We start from the raw sequence: 16,360 nt of genomic DNA, 5'->3' as shown, positions 1-16,360 counted from the left end.
ACCCACAGTTCATGCAGCAAGCGCCGCCAGGGCGTCACATAGCGGCCACAGATCGGCCGGGCGGCTTGCGGAAGCTACCCTGCGGCAAGCTTCCAGCACGGCTTGCCTCCCAACAATCCGGTCCAGGCGCCGCGCGAGCCGTCCCGGACTGATGTGCGCCGCGCGCAGGCTGGCGCCGACACCCAGCGCGCGCACCCGCGCCGCGTTATCGAACTGGTCGTGGGCCAGCGGCACCACCAGCTGCGGCGTGCCCGCACGCAAGGCCTCGGCCGTGGTGCCGATGCCCCCATGGTGGACCAGCGCCGCCACGTGCGGGAGCAGCAGGCGCAGCGGCACGTAATCCTGCCACAGCACCGGGGTCGGCAGCTGGGCCGGCAACTGCTCGCGGTGCGGCGTGAGGAGGATGGCCCGGTGGCCGCGCCGCGCGCAGGCATCGAGCGCGCAGCGGAAATAGTGGGCCGCCTGGCGGTTGCCGGTGCCGGGCGTGAACACGACCGGCGGCGCGCCCGCCTCCAGGAAGCGTGCGACTTCCGGCGCCAGCTCGGCGTCAAGCGCCGGGTCGTACAGGGGAAAGCCGGTGCGTAGCATCGGCTGCGGCCAGTCGGGCTGGGTCGGCGCGAACCACTCGGGAAACAGGGTGATAGACAGGTCCGGCACCTGCATCAGGTAGTCGACGAGGCCTGCCACCGGCGCCAGGCCGTGCTGCGCACGCGCCGCGTTCACGTCGGGCAGGGCCACCGGGTCGATCAGCGCTTGAGCAAGGCGCCGCCACAGCCAGCGGCGCGCTCCGTGCGGCACCCAGCGCGGGACTAGCCAGGGTCCCAGCAGCAGCGGGTCGTGCACGGTCGGCAGATTCGAAGGCGCGAGGTAGGCCGCCGCCACTTTCAGGCCCGGCCGGTGCGCGCGGCACAGGTCGGCCTCCGGCAGCGCCAGTGGATGCACCAGCAGCACGACGCGCTCGTCCGGCGGTAGCGCGGCGACCAGTTCCGGCACCTGTGCCATCGCGGGCCGGGTCGCGCGCCAGACTACGGCCAGGCCGCGGGTCGGATGCCACAGGTCGGGATGGTCGAGCACCGCCTCGTCCGCCGGCAAGCCGTGGAACGCCAGGCCGGTCGGCGCGACGAAAGGCGCGTGCTGCATCGGCCCCAGCATGCTGACCCGGTGCCCGCGCTCGCGCAGCGCGAGCGCCACGCGCATGAAGGGGAACAGGTCGCCGGCCGAGCCGATGGTGACGACCACGAAGTGCGGCGCAGGCATCGGCGGGCTTAGAAGCTCAGCGTGCCTTCGATCGAATCGTCGAGCGTCTTGCCGATGACGGCGCCCACCACCACCTTGGCGCCGGCCACCGCGTTGCCGTGCTTGTTGTCCCAGTAGTAGCCCTGGCGCGGGATGACGCGGATGACGGTGATGCGCGGGTCATCCTCGCCTTCGGTGAACCAGGTCTTGAGCATGAAATTCCACAGCGCGTGAATGCGGGCGCGGTCGGTGAGCACTTCGGCATAGCCGTCGACTTCGAGGAAGCCCGCATGCGCGCTCTTCTGGAAGTACAGCTTCACGGCCGGGTTGGCGGCAATCTCGGCGTTCTTGTGGCTGTCGCTGGCGCTCAGGAACCAGAGCTGGCCGGCGTCGTCCGCCTCGCGCACGCTCATCGGCCGCACGCCGCGGTTCGGCCCCAGACCGCCGCCCGTCACGAAGAAGCAGCTGTCGGCGTCCTCCACCATGTCTTTCATGCGGTGTACGGCGTCCTGGCCGCTGAGGTCGAGCCGGTTGGCTTCCGGCTGGTTACGGTTGATCGAATCCATGAAGTCTCCCGAATGCGCGTTGGCGATGGGAGAACTTTACTTGTGCTGCAAGCGCCGGTATGTGGGCACGCGTACGCTGGCCGTCGCTGCCCAGGTCAATCCCGTTGCGGGCCGGGTTCCAGGGCCGCGGCCTGCGCCAGCCAGCGCGCGACAGTCTGCAGTTCTTCCGGCGAGAAGCCTGCGCTGAGCCGGCTGTTGAGCTCGACCAGGTAAACGCCTGCCTGCTCGGCCGCGGCCAGGCCCGCCATGCTCAGGCGCAGCCGGGTCAGGCGCGCATCCCTGGCGTCGGCAACGCGCTCGACCAGACCGGCCGCCTGCATGCGCTTGGACAGGTTGGTCACGGCGGCGGGCGCCACGCCGAGGGCCGCGGCGATTTCGCCGATGGGAGCGTCGCTGCGCGACTTCAGGAGGAACAACAGGCCTACCTGCGCCGCGCTGGCCCCATCCCAGGCGCCGGGACGTCCTTCGATCCAGCGCTGGATGGCGCGCTGGGCGTGGTTGAGCAGGTTGGCGAAACGCGGGCGCGCGGCGCGCGCAGCCGCTGCGCCGGCCTTGCCCGGCAGGTCCGGGGGAAAATCAGCCGGCCGCATACGCCACCTCCTCGATGTCGTAAGGTTCGCGTTCGAGCTGTGCCGCCAGCCAATCGGCCACTTGCGGCCACAGGCTCGCTTCGCAGCGGCGCCGGAAGAAACCCATGTGCCCCACCGCCGGCACCCCTAGCGCGCGCGGGTCGATGTCGCGCCGCTCCATGCGCGCGTTCACCAGGTGCGATACCAGCATGTCGACCGCCTGGGGATTGGCCCAGGGATCGTCGTCGAAGCCGAGCACCAGCAGCGGGATGTCGACCCGCGCCATGCGCCGCGCCGCGTCCATCGCCGGGTCGTCGAAGAAGTAGCGCGGCAGCGCGGTCCAGCGCGCCCACTGCAGCATGACGCCGCGCGGCAGGTCTTCGCCCAGGCCGAAGCGCTTGCCCGGCATGTAGCCGCAGACGGCGCACAGCAGCGGCGCCAGCACGCGCAGCATGAAGCGCACCCGCAGCCGCTCCCGGAAGCCGCGCACGGTGCGGGTGGCGCCGGCGTGCGAAGCCACCAGCACCGCGGCGCGAAGGCGTGCGCTCTCGGGCGACAGGCCGATCGCGTGGCCGCCCACGCTGTGCCCCACTGCCAGCAGCGGCAAGCCCGGGAAGCGCCCCTCGGCCCAGCGCGTGACGACCGCCACGTCCTTGTCGATCCAGGCCGACATGGTCGCCTTGAAGCCGCGCAGGCTGAGCGGGCGCGAGCGGCCGGTGCCGCGGTAATCATAAGTGACGACGTTGAAGCCCTGCTGCGCCAGCCAGCCGGCAAACGCCGCGTAGTAATCCTGGGTGACGGCAGTGGCCGGATGCAGCACGACGGTGGCTACGGCGCCGGGAACGGCCCAGCAGGTGGCTTCGACCGGGATCCGGCCGGCGGGGATGGACAGGTGTTCTGGCTTCATGACGCTGGTTCCGTTAACGTGTTAACGACTTTAGCACCAGCATGCAGCCTTTGCAACAGGCCTGTATGGGATTACGGAATCAGACGAGCGGCGCGCAGCTGGGCGAACAGGTCGAAGAAGGACTCGTCGGTGGCCTGGTAGGCCGCGAAGCCCAGCTTGCGGCTGCGCGCCATGTCGGTCATCACCTCGATCGGGCGGCCGAGGTCGAGATCGGTATGCCAGGGCGATGCCAGGCGGTCGAGATCGGGCTCCGCCAAGCCGTGACGCGCGGCGATGTCGCGCCACAGGGCGTGGTCGTTCGCCATCGCGGCCTCCAGGGGCTGCACCGTGCCGCTGAAGTCCGCGGCCTGGACACCGAACCAGTCGGCGATGCGGCCCCACAGCCAGCTCCAGCGGAACAGGTCGCCGTTGACGATGTTGAAGGCTTCGTTGCGCGCGGCATCGGTATCCGCCGCCCAGACCAACTGCTTGGCGAGCATGCGCGCATCGGTCACGTCGGACAGGCCGTTCCACTGCGCTTCCGAGCCGGGGAACTGGAAGGGGCGCCCGGTTTCCTTGCAGATGGTGGCGTACACCGCCAGCGTGGTGCCGAGGTTCATGGCATTGCCCACCGCGAGGCCAACGATCGAATGCGGACGGTGCACCGTCCAGGTGAAGCGGTCGCGTGCGGCCGCGGCATACACCTCGTCTTCCTGGGCGTAATAGAAATTCTCGACCGGCAGACGCGGCTGGCTTTCGCGCAGCGGCGTGTCCGGCAGCGTGCCGGAGGCGGCATAGGCCTCGAAAGGACCAAGATAGTGTTTGAGGCCGGTAACCAGGGCGACGTGGCGCAGCGTCTTGCGCGACGAGAGCGCGGACAGCAGGTTGCGCACCATGGCCGCGTTGACGCGGATGTTCTCCGCCTCGGACTCCTGGCGCATCCAGGTGGTGATGAAGACGTGGGTCGGCGACACATCGGCCAGCGCGGCGGCCAGGCCTGCTTCGTCGAGCAGGTCGGCCGCGACCGGGATCACGCCATCGATGGCGCTGGGGCGGCGCGCCAGCCCGTAGACCTGCCACCCATCCGCCACCAGCGCCCGGGCCGTGTAGTTACCGCCGATACCGCTTGAGCCCACCACCAGTGCAGTCCGTTGCATTGCCGCCTCCCTTCAGAAATCTGGAGGAAGACCTTAGCACGGATGGCAAACAGGCTGCGTCTTACAGAAAGCGGTCGAGGATCTTGCGGCTGTGCTTGTCGATGCGCCACATGTCGCGCACCAGGAAGTTGATGCCGTGGCTGTCCGAGACCAGCAGCGAAGCCTCGCCGACGCGGCGGATGTCTTCGTCCACCTTGAGCACGAACTCGGTGTCGCCGCGGTCGGTCTCCACGAACCAGGTGCAGGGCGTGGCAAAGCTCGACACGTCCTTGATGTGCAGGATTTCGGGGATGAACTCGCGGCCGTCGATCTCTTCCTGCACCAGCGCCCGGATCTGTTCCGGCACCTCGGCCAGGTCGTCGATCCAGGCCACTTCCTTGCCGCCCTCGCGCACCAGCGAGATGCCGCGCGTCGGCGCCTGGATCGGGAAGGCGCGCACCGGGATCACACCGACGTGCTCTTCCCCCTCGGCGCTCGTCAAGACCAGCTTGCCGAAACTGTCGCGGCGGAGTTGAAAAGTCGTCGTCATCAGTCTTCCTTATCGTCCGGATCCTGGTCCACGTTGCGCGCCTGCGCTTCGTAGAGGCGGTGGTAGGCGCCCTCGCGCGCCATCAGCGCGTCGTGGCTGCCCTCCTCCACCACCACGCCGCGGTCCAGCACCACCAGGCGGTCGGCCCGGTGCAAGGTGGACAGGCGGTGCGCGATGGCGATCGTGGTGCGGCCCTGCACCAGGTTGTCGAGCGCCTTCTGGATCTCTTTTTCGGTTTCCGAGTCCACCGACGACGTCGCTTCGTCCAGGATCAGGATCGGCGGGTCGATCAGCAGTGCGCGCGCGATCGAGATGCGCTGGCGCTCGCCGCCCGACAGGCCCTGGCCGCGCTCGCCCACCATCGAGTCGTAGCCCTGCGGCAGGCGCAGGATAAACTCGTGGGCGTGGGCCGCGCGCGCCGCCGCGATGATCTCTTCGCGGCTGGCGCCTGGCTTGCCATAGGCGATGTTCTCGGCAATCGTGCCGAAGAACAGGAAAGGCTCCTGCAGCACCAGGCCGATGTGGCGCCGGTAGTCCGCCACCGCGAAGGAGCGGATGTCGGTGCCGTCCAGCAGGATCGCGCCTTCGGCCACATCGTAGAAGCGGCAGATCAGGTTGACCAGGGTGCTCTTGCCCGAGCCCGAATGACCGACCAGGCCGACCATCTCGCCGGCCTTGATTTTCAGGGAGATGCCGCGGTTGACGGCGCGGTTGCCGTAACGGAAACCGACTTCGCGCAGCTCGATGTTGCCCGCCACCTTGTCGACCTTCACCGGGTTCACCGGGTCCGGCACGCTCGAGACATGGTCGAGGATGTCGAAGATGCGCTTGGCGGCCGAGGCCGACTTCTGGGTCACCGACACGATGCGGCTCATGGAATCGAGCTTGACATAGAAGCGGCCGCTGTAGGCGATGAAGGCGGTCAGGGTACCCACCGTGATCTCGCCTTGCGACACTTGCCAGATACCGAAGCACCAGATCACGAGCAAGCCGATCTCCGTCAGCAGCGACACGGTCGGCGAGAACAGCGACCAGACCTTGTTCAATTTGTCGTTGACGGCCAGGTTGTGCTTGTTCGCTTCGCGGAAGCGCAGCGCTTCGCGCTTTTCCTGGGCAAAGGCCTTCACCACGCGGATGCCGGGGATCGTATCGGCCAGCACGTTGGTGACCTCGCCCCAGACCCGGTCGATCTTCTCGAAGCCGGTGCGCAGGCGGTCGCGCACCACGTGGATCATCCAGGCGATGAAGGGCAGCGGCACCAGCGTGACCAGGGCCAGCCAGGGGTTCATGCTGAACAGGATCACACCCGTCATGATGATCAGGAGGACGTCCGACAGGAAGTCGAGCAGGTGCAGCGACAGGAACACGCTGATCCGGTCCGAGCCGCTGCCGATGCGCGACATCAGGTCGCCGGTGCGCTTGCCGCCGAAGTACTCGAGCGACAGGCGCAGCAGGTGTTCATAGGTGGTCGAGCGCAGGTCGGCACTGATGCGCTCGGACGCCAGCGCCAGCACGTAGGTCTTGCCCCAGCCCAGGGCCCAGGCCAGCAGCGCGGCGCCGAACAGGCCGCCCATATATAAATAGACGAGCGAGGTATCGATGGTCTGGCCGTTCTGATACGGGATCAGGACGTTGTCCATCAGCGGCTTGGTCAGGTAGGGCGGAATCATGTGCGCCCCGGTCGAACCGAGCATCAGGAGAAAGCCGACCAGCAGCTGGCCTTTGTACGGCCTGGCGAAGCGCCACAGGCGGAACAGGGTCCAAGTGGACGGTGGGGTGTGCAGCACCTTGGCGCAGACGGCGCATTCAGCATCGTCGGCCTCGAGCGGCGCCTTGCAGCTCGGGCAGCTGTGCTGCTCCGGGGCCACCACCGCCACACCGGAGACTGCGCTCTTGACCTGCTCGTTGAAATGGTCGACCACCCGGATCGCGCCCAGGTTCTGGCCCAGGGTGAAGCGCCAGCCGGCCAGCAGACCTTCGGTATCGACCAGCTCCAGGTGGCCGACGCCGGCATGGTCATGGTGGCGCAGGGTCAATCCGGGACGGTAGCCCCAGTCGCGCCAGCCGTCCTCTCCCGGGGTCTTGGCCAGCAGGCGGCGGTCGGTCACGACCACCAGGCCCTTCTTGAAACGTAATTTCGCATCGAGGTCAACCTCGACGCCGGTTAAAACGTTTTCCCCTGGTGCAAGCTGTTTCGCAACGTCATTTTGCCAATGTTCGGGCAGAACGCCGGCGGTCACCGCCAGGGACGACGGAATAGCAAGTTGTTGAGTTGTCATGTATTGCGCCCGACATCAGGCATTTTTGGTTCTGGTGGGAGGGGTAAATCAGGCGCTTGACGCGGCACAGGACTGCCGGGATGCCCATTTGCGTGAAACGCTCCACAAACAGGCATAACGTTTCTGCGTATCCTTTGGATGACAGGAATAACGGCAACTGGCAGAAAAGGTTTCGACCCGGTAAGCTTCGGGCCGGCAAGTATACATGATGTGCGCTGCGGAATACCTTCTTTCGGTACCGTGGCAACAGGCAGGCAACCAAAGGTAACGCAGGCGGCGTGCAGGAAGCCCGCAGCCGGCAAAGACATTTTTTCATGAACAAGAAGAACGACATCAAGTTCCTCCGCGTGACCCACCTGCGCGGCCCGAACATCTGGACCTACCGACCGGTGATCGAGGCCTGGCTCGACATCGGCGAACTCGAAGACTTCCCCTCGAACACCCTGCCCGGATTTACCGAGCGCCTGACCGCCTGGCTGCCGGGCCTGGCCGCCCACCATTGCGGCGTCGGCTACGAAGGCGGTTTCCTGGAGCGCCTGCGCGACGGCACCTGGGCCGGCCACATCCTCGAACACGTCGTGCTCGAGTTGCAGAACATGGCCGGCATGAAGACCGGCTTCGGCAAGACCCGCTCCACCAGCCAGCGCGGCGTGTACAAGATGGCATTCCGTACGCGCGACCCGGTCGTCGGCCGTGCCGCGCTCGACGCCGGCCATGCACTGATGATGGCCGCCATCAACGATACCCCCTTCGACATGGCCGCCACGGTGCAGGAGCTGACCGACCTGGTCGACCGCTGGTGCCTGGGTCCGTCGACAGCGCACATCGTCGATGCCGCCACCGAGCGCCGCATCCCCTCGATCCGCCTCACCGAGGGCAACCTGGTGCAACTCGGCCACGGCGCCGCACAGCGCCGCATCTGGACTGCCGAGACCGACCGCACCAGCGCCATCGGCGAAGGTATCGCCAGCGACAAGGACCTGACCAAGACCCTGCTTGCCTCCTGCGGCGTGCCGGTGCCGGAAGGCGCCCTGGTGCGCTCCGCCGAAGCGGCCTGGGAAGAAGCGCAGGACATCGGCCTGCCGGTGGTGGTCAAGCCGGTCGACGCCAACCACGGCCGCGGCGTGACCCTGAACCTGATGAACGAAGCCGACGTCACGGCCGCCTACGCCATCGCCGCGGAAGCCGGAGAGAGCAGCGCCGTGCTGGTCGAGCGCTTCATCCCGGGCAACGAACACCGCCTGCTGGTGGTCGGCCGCCAGGTGGTGGCCGCCGCGCGCGGCGAATCGCTGTGGGTGACGGGCGACGGCAAGTCGAACGTGATCGCCCTGTGCGACAGCCAGATCAACATCGATCCGCGCCGCGGCGAGAGCGAAGAGCATCCGCTCGGCCGCGTGAATCCCTTCGACAGCGAAATCATGCTGGACCTGAAGCGCCAGGGCCTCACGCCGGAGTCAAGGCCGCAGGCGGGCCAGAAGGTGCTGATCCAGCTGAACGGCAATGTAGCGGACGACGTCACCGACCTGATTCACCCGGAAGTGGCGCATGCGGCAGCCCTGGCCGCGCGCATCGTCGGCCTGGACATCGCCGGCATCGACCTGGTGTGCGAAGACATCACCCGCCCGCTGGAAGAACAGCGCGGCGCGATCATCGAAGTCAATTCGAGCCCGGGCCTGCTGGCCCACATCAAGCCGGCTAGCGGCAAGCCGCGCAACGTCGGCAAGGCCATCGTCGACCACCTGTTCGCGCAAGAGGAAACCGGCCGCATCCCGGTGGTGGGCGTCACCGGCACCCTCGGCACCAGCCTGATCGCACGCCTGGTGGGCTGCTTGGTCCACATCACCGGCAAGCACGTCGGCGTGGCCAACGGCGAAGGCCTGTACCTGGACGCACGCGAAGTGAGCAGCCGCGACTCGACCGGCTTCGAAGCCGGCCAGCGCATCCTGATCAACCGCACCGTTCAAACCGCCGTGTTCGAATCGAACGCGCGCACCATCCTGGCTGAGGGCCTGCCCTACGACCGCTGCACGGTCGGCATCGTCACCGACATGGAAGGCCTGGATGGCCTGGCCGAATACCACGTGCACGACCAGGACGCGCTGCGCAACGTGATCCGCAGCCAGGTCGACGTGATCCTGCCGGAAGGCGCAGCGGTGCTGAACGCGGCCAACGAGCAGGTGGCGGAGCTGGCCGAGCTGTCCGACGGCCGTGTGATCTTCTATGCGCTCGACGAGCACAACCCGGTCATGGCGGCGCACCGCGCCAGCGGCGAACGCATCGTGTTCGTGCGCGACAACCGCATCGTGCTGGCCGAAGGCGTTGAAGAAACCGCCCTGCTCGACCTGGCGAAGATCCCGCCGGCGACGGTGAAGCATCCGGACAGCGTGCTGGCAGCGGTGGCCGCGGCCTGGGCGCTGGGCGTGCCCTCGGACCTGATCTGCGGCGGCCTGCGCGCGTTCGACGCCACCCCAAAGAAAACGCATCATTAAAAAAGAACGGCCTGGCACGTGTCGGGCCCTGGCGCAGCTTGATGCTGCGTCCCGAAAGGACTGAAGGTTTATGGAAGTATCTCGCGTACGGGCCCTGCGTGGCCCCAACCTCTGGAGCCATCACACCTCGGTGGAGGCGATCGTCTCCTGCTCGCCGGACGAAGAATCGATCCGCGAGCTGGCCGGCTTCGAGACGCGCCTGCGCGCGCGCTTTCCGCAGGTAGGCGAACTGCAGCCCGCCGGCCATGACGACACCGTGTCGCTGGCCCAGGTGCTCGAGCGCGTGGCACTGGCCCTGCAGGCCGAAGCCGGCTGCCCGGTCACCTTCAGCCGCACCACCGCGACCATCGAGCGCGGCGTCTACCAGGTGGTGGTCGAATACAGCGAAGAAGACGTCGGCCGCCTGGCGCTGGAACTGGCGCAGCAGCTGGTCGAAGCGGCGCGCAGCGACAATGCTTTCGACCTCGAAGGCGCCCTGACGCGCCTGCGCGAGGTCGACGAGGACGTGCGCCTCGGCCCGTCCACCGGCTCCATCGTGCAGGCCGCCGTGGCCCGTAACATCCCGTTCCGCCGCCTGACCGAGGGCAGCCTCGTGCAATTCGGCTGGGGCAGCCGCCAGCGCCGCATCCAGGCCGCCGAGATCGACGCCACCGGCGCCATCGCCGAAACCATCGCCCAGGACAAGGAACTGACCAAGAAGCTGCTCGACGCCGCCGGCGTGCCGGTGCCGATGGGCCGCAGCGTGAGCGATCCGGAAGACGCCTGGGCCGCTGCCCTCGAAGTCGGCCTGCCGGTCGTGATCAAGCCGAAGGACGGCAACCAGGGCAAGGGCGTGACGGTCAACGTCACCACCAAGGAGCAGCTGGTGGCCGGCTTCCATACGGCCTCCGAATTCCGCGACGACATCCTGGTCGAGCGCTACCTGCCGGGCCACGACTACCGCATGCTCGTCATCGGCGACAAGCTGGTGGCCGCCGCGCGCCGCGATCCGCCCTTCGTGGTGGGCGATGGCGTGCGCACCGTGCGTGCGCTGGTGGAAGAAGTCAACAAGGACCCGCGCCGAGGCGAAGGCCATTCGACCTCGCTGACCAAGATCCGTTTCGACGACATCGCCCTGGCGACCCTGGCCGCACGCGGCCTGAACGCCGACTCGGTGCCGGACAAGGGCCAGCGCGTGGTCCTGCGCAATAACGCCAACCTGTCGACCGGCGGTACCGCCACCGACGTCACCGACGACGTCCATCCGGACGTGGCCGAACGCTGCATCGCCGCCGCCCACATGGTCGGCCTGGACATCTGCGGCGTCGACCTGGTGTGCGACAGCGTGCTGAAACCCATCGAGGACCAGCACGGCGGCATCGTCGAAGTCAACGCCGCACCGGGCCTGCGCATGCATCTGTCGCCCTCCTTCGGCAAGGCGCGTCCGATCGGCGAAGCGATCATGGACACTCTATTCGCACCGGGCGACGACGGCCGCATCCCGGTGGTGGCCGTGACCGGCACCAACGGCAAGACCACCACCGTGCGCCTGATCGCCCACCTCTTGACCGCATCGGGCCTGCGCACCGGCATGACCAACACCGACGGCGTCTACATCGAAGGCCGCCGCATCGACAGCGGCGACTGCTCGGGCCCGCGTAGCGCGCGCAACGTGCTGCTGCACCCGGACGTCGATGCCGCCGTATTCGAGACCGCGCGCGGCGGCCTGCTGCGCGAAGGCCTGGCATTCGATCGCTGCAAGGTCGCGGTGGTGACCAACATCGGTGCGGGCGACCACCTCGGCCTGAACTACATCACCACGCTGGAAGACCTCGCAGTCCTGAAACGCGTGATCGTCCAGAACGTGGCGGACGGCGGCATGGCCGTACTGAACGCCGCCGATCCGACCGTGGCCGCGATGGCCGAAGTCACCCGCGGCGACGTCACCTTCTTCGCGCTCGACGTCGGCAACCCCTTGATGTCGATGCACCGGGCCCAAGGCCGCCGCGTCGTCTTCGTCGAAGACGGCCACCTGGTCGCCGCCCAGGGCAGGTTCGAAGAGCGCGTGCCCCTGACGGACGTGCCGATCACGCGTGGCGGCGCGGTCGGCTTCCAGGTCGAGAACGTGATGGCCTCGGTGGCCGCGGCATGGGCCGTGGGCATCAGCTGGGACAAGATCCGCGTGGGTCTCAAGACCTTCGTAGGCGAGAGCGACAACGCGCCGGGCCGCTTCAACGTGTTCGACTACCGCGGCGCCACCGTGATCGCCGACTACGGCCACAATCCGGACGCGATCGCGGCACTGGTGAATGCCGTGGAAGCGATGCCGGGCAAGCGCCGCTCGGTGGTGATCAGCGGCGCCGGCGACCGCCGCGACCAGGACATCACCCAACAGACCGAAATCCTCGGCAAAGCGTTTGACGATGTGCTGCTGTACCAGGACCAGTGCCAGCGCGGCCGCGCCGACGGCGAAGTCGTGGCGCTGCTGCGCAAGGGCTTGACGGGCGCCACCCGCACTGGTCACGTCGAGGAAATCAATGGCGAATTCGTCGCCATCGACCGCGCCCTGTCGCGCCTGGAATCCGGTGACCTGTGCCTGATCCTGATCGACCAGGTGGACGAAGCGCTGGCGCACATCAAGCAGCGCGTGGCCGAGGGCTGATGCCCGCTTCTTCTCTTGCCCATGTGCCGGCGCTGCCGGCCATGGGGCCTGCCATCCTGCTGCGGGCGCTGTTCAAGCGTCCGCGGCGCCCTCTTCCTTCCGCGCTGCCGGAAATCGTCAGCGAATACCGGCTCGACAGCCTGCCGCTGGACGATATAGCTCGCTATCGTGCGGCCTTCGGGTTCGCTGGCGAGCACATTCCGGTGACGTGGTGGTATCTGCTCGCGCAACGCGCGCACCTGGCGACGATGTTGCAGCCTGCGTTCCCGTTCAAGATCGCCGGGCTGGTTCACATGGAGAACGCGCTAGAAGAACATGGTCGCGCGACGCCCGACCAGCCACTACTGATTCGCACCGTGCTGCGCCTGCTCCCGCCCTCCTCCAGCGGCGCGCTGCGCTGCGTGCTCGAGACCACCGGGAGTGCGGATGGGACACCGGTCTTCAGCTGCAGCAGTACCTACCTGATCCGGCGTGGCACCAGCGGAGGCGCGAAACCTTCTGAACCAGACTCGCTTCCTTTCGGTTCGCAGGTCGCACATTGGACACTCGACAGCGCAGCTGGCCGCCGCTACGCACGCCTGTCCGGCGACTGGAATCCCATCCACCTGTATGGCTGGAGCGCCCGCCTGATGGGCATGCGCGCGCCGATCATCCATGGCATGCACACGCTGGCGGCAAGCTGTGCTGCGTTGGAGCGCGAGAGGAACGCCCGTGCCACCCGCATCACTTGCCGCTTCCAGGCGCCGGTTTCCCTAGGAAGCAGCGTCGCGCTATTGGCGATGCAAGGCGAGGAGTTTGTCGTGAAGTCCCGCGACAAGATCGCAGTGACGGGAAACTGCATGTTGCTCTAAACGCGAGCGGCAGCATAGTTCGTTTCATAATAGTCATGCTAAAGCTGACACTCTGCACGACTAACAAGCGACTTCTATTGGTAATGCATCATGCGAAGAATTCGCCCATCACGTTTTGAGATCTCGATCACAAATGCACCCCCTTGCGGGGCGAAATTAGGTAGCGTCCCTTCAACGTTCCAGGTCGTTCCACGACGGATAAGTGTTACCTTGAACGGCCGCTCACTATCGATTAGCTTCTGACCGTACACGGGAACTAGAACAGCGTAAGCAATTTGTTCCGCAACCTTTGCGTTAGGCACATATCCTTCAGGTGGGAGATAGTTTTCCTTGTCCGACTGCTTATAGTTTTGCGCACTCGCTACCGGTGTTACTCCGATTATTCCCGCTAACGTAAGCGTAATTAGCAAATTCTTCATTTGACTTCACCCCTTAAGTGATCAGAACACACTCTCTAAGTGTGCTTCAAGCAATCCTACGTGCCCGCCCCTCTACTTGAAGCGTAATGGTGATGAGCACGATGTGAGCTCGCATCACCGCCAATATTGACGCAGTCGGCAGATAAGTTTACTTTGGAACCGATTCCAACCATCCTCCAAGGCCATCGCTGATGAAACTGTCGCGTCTTTTTTTCTATTCGATATGGGCGGCCCTGACGCCGCTGACCGCGCTTGCACAGGCCGACGCAGGTACTTTGGCAGCAGTGCATGTCAGGACGTCGATCGCGGCGATCCCCTATCCTTTGACAGTTCAGGCACCGGATGGCGCGGCAACGATTAACGGTAGTGAGCTGACCCTCAGTGCGGCCAAGGGCACCGACTTGTATGCCAATGTCGATGGCAGCAAGATCGTCGACGATACCCCGCGCGTGCTGTTCGCGCCGTGCGGCGATTTTATTTTCTCGGCCAGAATCCAGGCTGGCTTCCACGGCGCATTCGATGGAGCGGCGCTGCTGGTGTATGCAGGCAAAGCGGCGTGGGGCAAGGTTCTGTTCGAGCGCATGCCGGACGGCAGCAATGCGGTCACGACGACCATTACCAAGGGCACCGGGGACGACGCACTTCACCAGCAGATAGAAGGCAACGTAGTGCATTTAAAGATCGCGCGCAAAGGCGGTGTGTACGTGTTCTACCTCTCGGCCGACGGTGCCGCCTGGCGCATGCTGCGTACCTTCGCGCTGCCGACAGATCAGCCGCTTCAGGTAGGCTTCTCTGTGCAGTCACCGAAAAGCGAGCAGTTCACAGCGCACTTCTCCGACCTGCGCTGGCGCGCGCGCGGCTTCGACAATTACTGGCAAGGCGAGTAGCTTGCATACAGCGGGCTCAGAGTATGAAAAAGTCTGTCTACGCCAATTGAAGAAGCATTTGCGTAGTGCTTAGCAGCAATGCAACGCGGCGCGGCCGGGATTGTCCGTCTTACAGCGTTTGGCCACCCGATCGCGGTAAAATGTTGAGCCCTGGCTCAGCACCCGCCTTGCCGTACTGAATCACAAATACATGAACGCTCCCAACGAAATCAATGCCGCAGCCATCAAGACCGGCGCGACGGAAAAAGTCACACCGATGATGCATGGGTGCTTACTAGAACAGGAAGGAGCCAAGAAGGATAGAAGTTACGCCAAAAGTTACGCCGGAAGGTTTCCTTTCATCAACGCTAACTAGTAGAATCGCGGACGCGCTCAACTTTTAGACGCTTTAATTCGATGACTACACATATCCCTGATCTTCCTCAGCCCGCAAGGTCAAACCGGTGGTTCGATCCTCATACTGCGTTTCTTGACCTGAAGATCGTTCGTCGTACGGTTACTGGAATCGTCTTACTTATGGCGATTGCCGCTATTTGTATATTGGTAAACGATCGCCTTATTTTTGATCTCTCAAGCGATGGACTGAATACAGCTGCAACTTTATTTAAAGTGCCAATTGGAATTGGGACTTTGTCGATTCCGGCCTTGGCACTGTTAGCTGCCAATCACCGTTCCGAGCAAACAAGACAGCAGATGGCACTGACGCTGGACCAAATTAAAAGAACAGATCTACAAATAAACATTGCTCAAGGTCAAAATATTTTCTCAAACTACTTCAAGCACTTTGAAGAGTTTGAGAACAGGTACCAAAAAAAAGAAGGCGTCTTTGATGCCGCCTATGTTAAGGACACCCATAAGGCTCACCGAAACATATTCCCAGCGGCGCGGCGTGGTGACTTGAGCGTTGGGAAAGATTTTCTCCATTTCTTCACAGAACGCACTCGGGTTTTTTTGCAGCTATGCAAAGGATACGGGTCGTTTGACAGTTGGGAAGCTACTTCATATTCGATAACGCTGCTAATTTCTGAACTAAAGCGTCACTTCCACATTGAGCGCCGATTGATTGGCAGCGAAGTGACAAGCAGCGGATATAACTTTGTACTCCCTGGAGGTTCGGTAGTATCTTCGTTAATATATTATCAAGAAATATTTGCGTATATGGATGAAATACTTTCTTTCGATCCAGATTATGTTACACCCCAAGAAGTAAAGCGCTTTTTAGAAATCGACCTAGAGGATCTGCGTGCGCCGAATTATAACAACAGCATGCATCAACCATTCGATGCAGAAATTTTCGCGTAGAGAGATGATTGCCTCAGTTATTTCGAGCGGCCTCCTCCTAAGCTTGGGAAGCCGTATGGAGAATCGCTGAACCATGCGGCCTTGACAGCCTTTTTTGCTCCACAATACCGCAGAATTTAACCGGCTAAAGCGCAGTATCCATGCGGCGCTTGTCGAGTTTGTGGAGCAATTTAATTCATGTTCATTAAGGCTCAGCAGCATCCAGACATCGAGTTCAACCCGGCAGGCGGTCAGACGGAACCCACCTTGGTACACCACTTCAGCAACCGCGGTGACCCGTCCAAGTCTGTGCTGCCGGTGCTGGCCGGCGCTGAGGGTGAGCAGGTGTTAGTTGTGCAGTCGCCGCTGGCGGAGCTGGTCGACTGGACGATCCAGCTGCATGCGCATCCAGACTTCCCTGGCCGCGCCGTGGTCGACCAGAAGCACCGGGCGTTCTTCGAAGCGGTGAAGGCGTCGCTGGACCAGGTGACGGCGAAGCTCGAGCAGATCGAATATGTCGCGCTGGACGATGACTGAGGCACGATCCGGAGCCAATCCAACCGCTGCACG

General features: G+C 64.6%; 14 protein-coding genes. 6 read left to right on the top strand and 8 right to left on the bottom strand.

The genetic code is table 11. The features are described from left to right. Positions 1 to 9 precede the first annotated feature (9 nt). From GV068_RS22125 to GV068_RS22095, 7 genes are all read right to left on the bottom strand, one after another. Entirely contained in the window at positions 10 to 1,257 is a 1,248-nt protein-coding gene (locus GV068_RS22125) for a glycosyltransferase (RefSeq protein WP_159703030.1), read from the bottom strand. A gap of 8 nt (positions 1,258 to 1,265) precedes the next feature. Next, complete coding sequence (locus GV068_RS22120; protein ID WP_159703027.1) at positions 1,266 to 1,802, bottom strand: pyridoxamine 5'-phosphate oxidase family protein; 537 nt, start codon at positions 1,800 to 1,802, stop codon at positions 1,266 to 1,268. Positions 1,803 to 1,897: 95 nt separating this feature from the next. Beyond that, the gene (locus GV068_RS22115) at positions 1,898 to 2,392 is read right to left on the bottom strand and encodes a MarR family winged helix-turn-helix transcriptional regulator (protein ID WP_159703024.1); all 495 of its coding nucleotides are present in this window, start codon (positions 2,390 to 2,392) and stop codon (positions 1,898 to 1,900) included. Continuing rightward, on the bottom strand, positions 2,379 to 3,278 hold the full coding sequence (locus tag GV068_RS22110; protein ID WP_159703021.1) for an alpha/beta fold hydrolase: 900 nt from the start codon (positions 3,276 to 3,278) through the stop codon (positions 2,379 to 2,381). Before GV068_RS22110 ends, GV068_RS22115 begins: the two co-directional genes overlap by 14 nt. A gap of 71 nt (positions 3,279 to 3,349) precedes the next feature. Further along, positions 3,350 to 4,414: an SDR family oxidoreductase gene (locus tag GV068_RS22105; protein ID WP_159703018.1), complete on the bottom strand. Its 1,065-nt coding sequence runs from the start codon at positions 4,412 to 4,414 to the stop codon at positions 3,350 to 3,352. A 61-nt stretch (positions 4,415 to 4,475) separates the two neighbouring features. After that, the gene (locus GV068_RS22100; RefSeq protein WP_159703015.1) at positions 4,476 to 4,943 is read right to left on the bottom strand and encodes a DUF1854 domain-containing protein; all 468 of its coding nucleotides are present in this window, start codon (positions 4,941 to 4,943) and stop codon (positions 4,476 to 4,478) included. Then, positions 4,943 to 7,222 carry an ABC transporter ATP-binding protein gene (locus GV068_RS22095; protein WP_159703012.1) on the bottom strand — a complete coding sequence of 760 codons (2,280 nt, stop codon included), beginning with the start codon at positions 7,220 to 7,222 and terminating at the stop codon, positions 4,943 to 4,945. Before GV068_RS22095 ends, GV068_RS22100 begins: the two co-directional genes overlap by 1 nt. 314 nt (positions 7,223 to 7,536) lie before the next feature. On the opposite strand from GV068_RS22095, the gene cphA (GV068_RS22090) reads away from it, so the two are divergent. From cphA (GV068_RS22090) to GV068_RS22080, 3 genes are all read left to right on the top strand, one after another. Beyond that, a complete protein-coding gene (cphA, locus tag GV068_RS22090; protein WP_159703009.1) occupies positions 7,537 to 9,711 on the top strand; it encodes a cyanophycin synthetase in 2,175 nt (724 codons plus the stop codon). Positions 9,712 to 9,781: 70 nt separating this feature from the next. After that, entirely contained in the window at positions 9,782 to 12,352 is a 2,571-nt protein-coding gene (gene cphA / locus GV068_RS22085) for a cyanophycin synthetase (RefSeq protein ID WP_159703006.1), read from the top strand. After that, the gene (locus GV068_RS22080; protein ID WP_159703003.1) at positions 12,352 to 13,203 is read left to right on the top strand and encodes a MaoC/PaaZ C-terminal domain-containing protein; all 852 of its coding nucleotides are present in this window, start codon (positions 12,352 to 12,354) and stop codon (positions 13,201 to 13,203) included. The genes cphA (GV068_RS22085) and GV068_RS22080 overlap by 1 nt, the downstream gene beginning before the upstream one ends. A 74-nt stretch (positions 13,204 to 13,277) precedes the next feature. Here the strand turns inward: GV068_RS22080 and GV068_RS25515 are convergent, their stop codons facing one another. Further along, positions 13,278 to 13,622, bottom strand: coding sequence for an NTF2 fold immunity protein (locus tag GV068_RS25515; protein WP_159703000.1), 345 nt, complete (start codon positions 13,620 to 13,622; stop codon positions 13,278 to 13,280). Positions 13,623 to 13,813: 191 nt separating this feature from the next. Here GV068_RS25515 and GV068_RS22070 point away from each other — a divergent pair, with 191 nt between their 5' ends. From GV068_RS22070 to GV068_RS22060, 3 genes are all read left to right on the top strand, one after another. Next, positions 13,814 to 14,509, top strand: coding sequence for a DUF1349 domain-containing protein (locus GV068_RS22070; protein ID WP_159702997.1), 696 nt, complete (start codon positions 13,814 to 13,816; stop codon positions 14,507 to 14,509). A 396-nt stretch (positions 14,510 to 14,905) separates the two neighbouring features. Continuing rightward, complete coding sequence (locus tag GV068_RS22065; protein ID WP_159702994.1) at positions 14,906 to 15,811, top strand: hypothetical protein; 906 nt, start codon at positions 14,906 to 14,908, stop codon at positions 15,809 to 15,811. A gap of 177 nt (positions 15,812 to 15,988) precedes the next feature. After that, positions 15,989 to 16,327: a hypothetical protein gene (locus tag GV068_RS22060; protein WP_159702991.1), complete on the top strand. Its 339-nt coding sequence runs from the start codon at positions 15,989 to 15,991 to the stop codon at positions 16,325 to 16,327. The last annotated feature ends 33 nt before the right edge of the window (positions 16,328 to 16,360 follow it).

It is taken from the genome of Massilia sp. 9I (genome assembly GCF_902506415.1).
In the GTDB taxonomy this organism is placed as follows: Bacteria; Pseudomonadota; Gammaproteobacteria; order Burkholderiales; family Burkholderiaceae_D; genus Telluria.
Note: the sequence above shows the minus strand (reverse complement) of the source record. Positions and strands in the feature narration are given on the sequence as shown.

Excerpts from the sequence above, each read along its gene's own strand:
- GV068_RS22125 (WP_159703030.1), bottom strand. The coding sequence starts at position 1,257 with ATGCCTGCGCCGCACTTCGTGGTCGTCACCATCGGCTCGGCCGGCGAC.
- GV068_RS22120 (WP_159703027.1), bottom strand. The coding sequence starts at position 1,802 with ATGGATTCGATCAACCGTAACCAGCCGGAAGCCAACCGGCTCGACCTC.
- GV068_RS22115 (WP_159703024.1), bottom strand. The coding sequence starts at position 2,392 with ATGCGGCCGGCTGATTTTCCCCCGGACCTGCCGGGCAAGGCCGGCGCA.
- GV068_RS22110 (WP_159703021.1), bottom strand. The coding sequence starts at position 3,278 with ATGAAGCCAGAACACCTGTCCATCCCCGCCGGCCGGATCCCGGTCGAA.
- GV068_RS22105 (WP_159703018.1), bottom strand. The coding sequence starts at position 4,414 with ATGCAACGGACTGCACTGGTGGTGGGCTCAAGCGGTATCGGCGGTAAC.
- GV068_RS22100 (WP_159703015.1), bottom strand. The coding sequence starts at position 4,943 with ATGACGACGACTTTTCAACTCCGCCGCGACAGTTTCGGCAAGCTGGTC.
- GV068_RS22095 (WP_159703012.1), bottom strand. The coding sequence starts at position 7,222 with ATGACAACTCAACAACTTGCTATTCCGTCGTCCCTGGCGGTGACCGCC.
- cphA (WP_159703009.1), top strand. The coding sequence starts at position 7,537 with ATGAACAAGAAGAACGACATCAAGTTCCTCCGCGTGACCCACCTGCGC.
- cphA (WP_159703006.1), top strand. The coding sequence starts at position 9,782 with ATGGAAGTATCTCGCGTACGGGCCCTGCGTGGCCCCAACCTCTGGAGC.
- GV068_RS22080 (WP_159703003.1), top strand. The coding sequence starts at position 12,352 with ATGCCCGCTTCTTCTCTTGCCCATGTGCCGGCGCTGCCGGCCATGGGG.
- GV068_RS25515 (WP_159703000.1), bottom strand. The coding sequence starts at position 13,622 with ATGAAGAATTTGCTAATTACGCTTACGTTAGCGGGAATAATCGGAGTA.
- GV068_RS22070 (WP_159702997.1), top strand. The coding sequence starts at position 13,814 with ATGAAACTGTCGCGTCTTTTTTTCTATTCGATATGGGCGGCCCTGACG.
- GV068_RS22065 (WP_159702994.1), top strand. The coding sequence starts at position 14,906 with ATGACTACACATATCCCTGATCTTCCTCAGCCCGCAAGGTCAAACCGG.
- GV068_RS22060 (WP_159702991.1), top strand. The coding sequence starts at position 15,989 with ATGTTCATTAAGGCTCAGCAGCATCCAGACATCGAGTTCAACCCGGCA.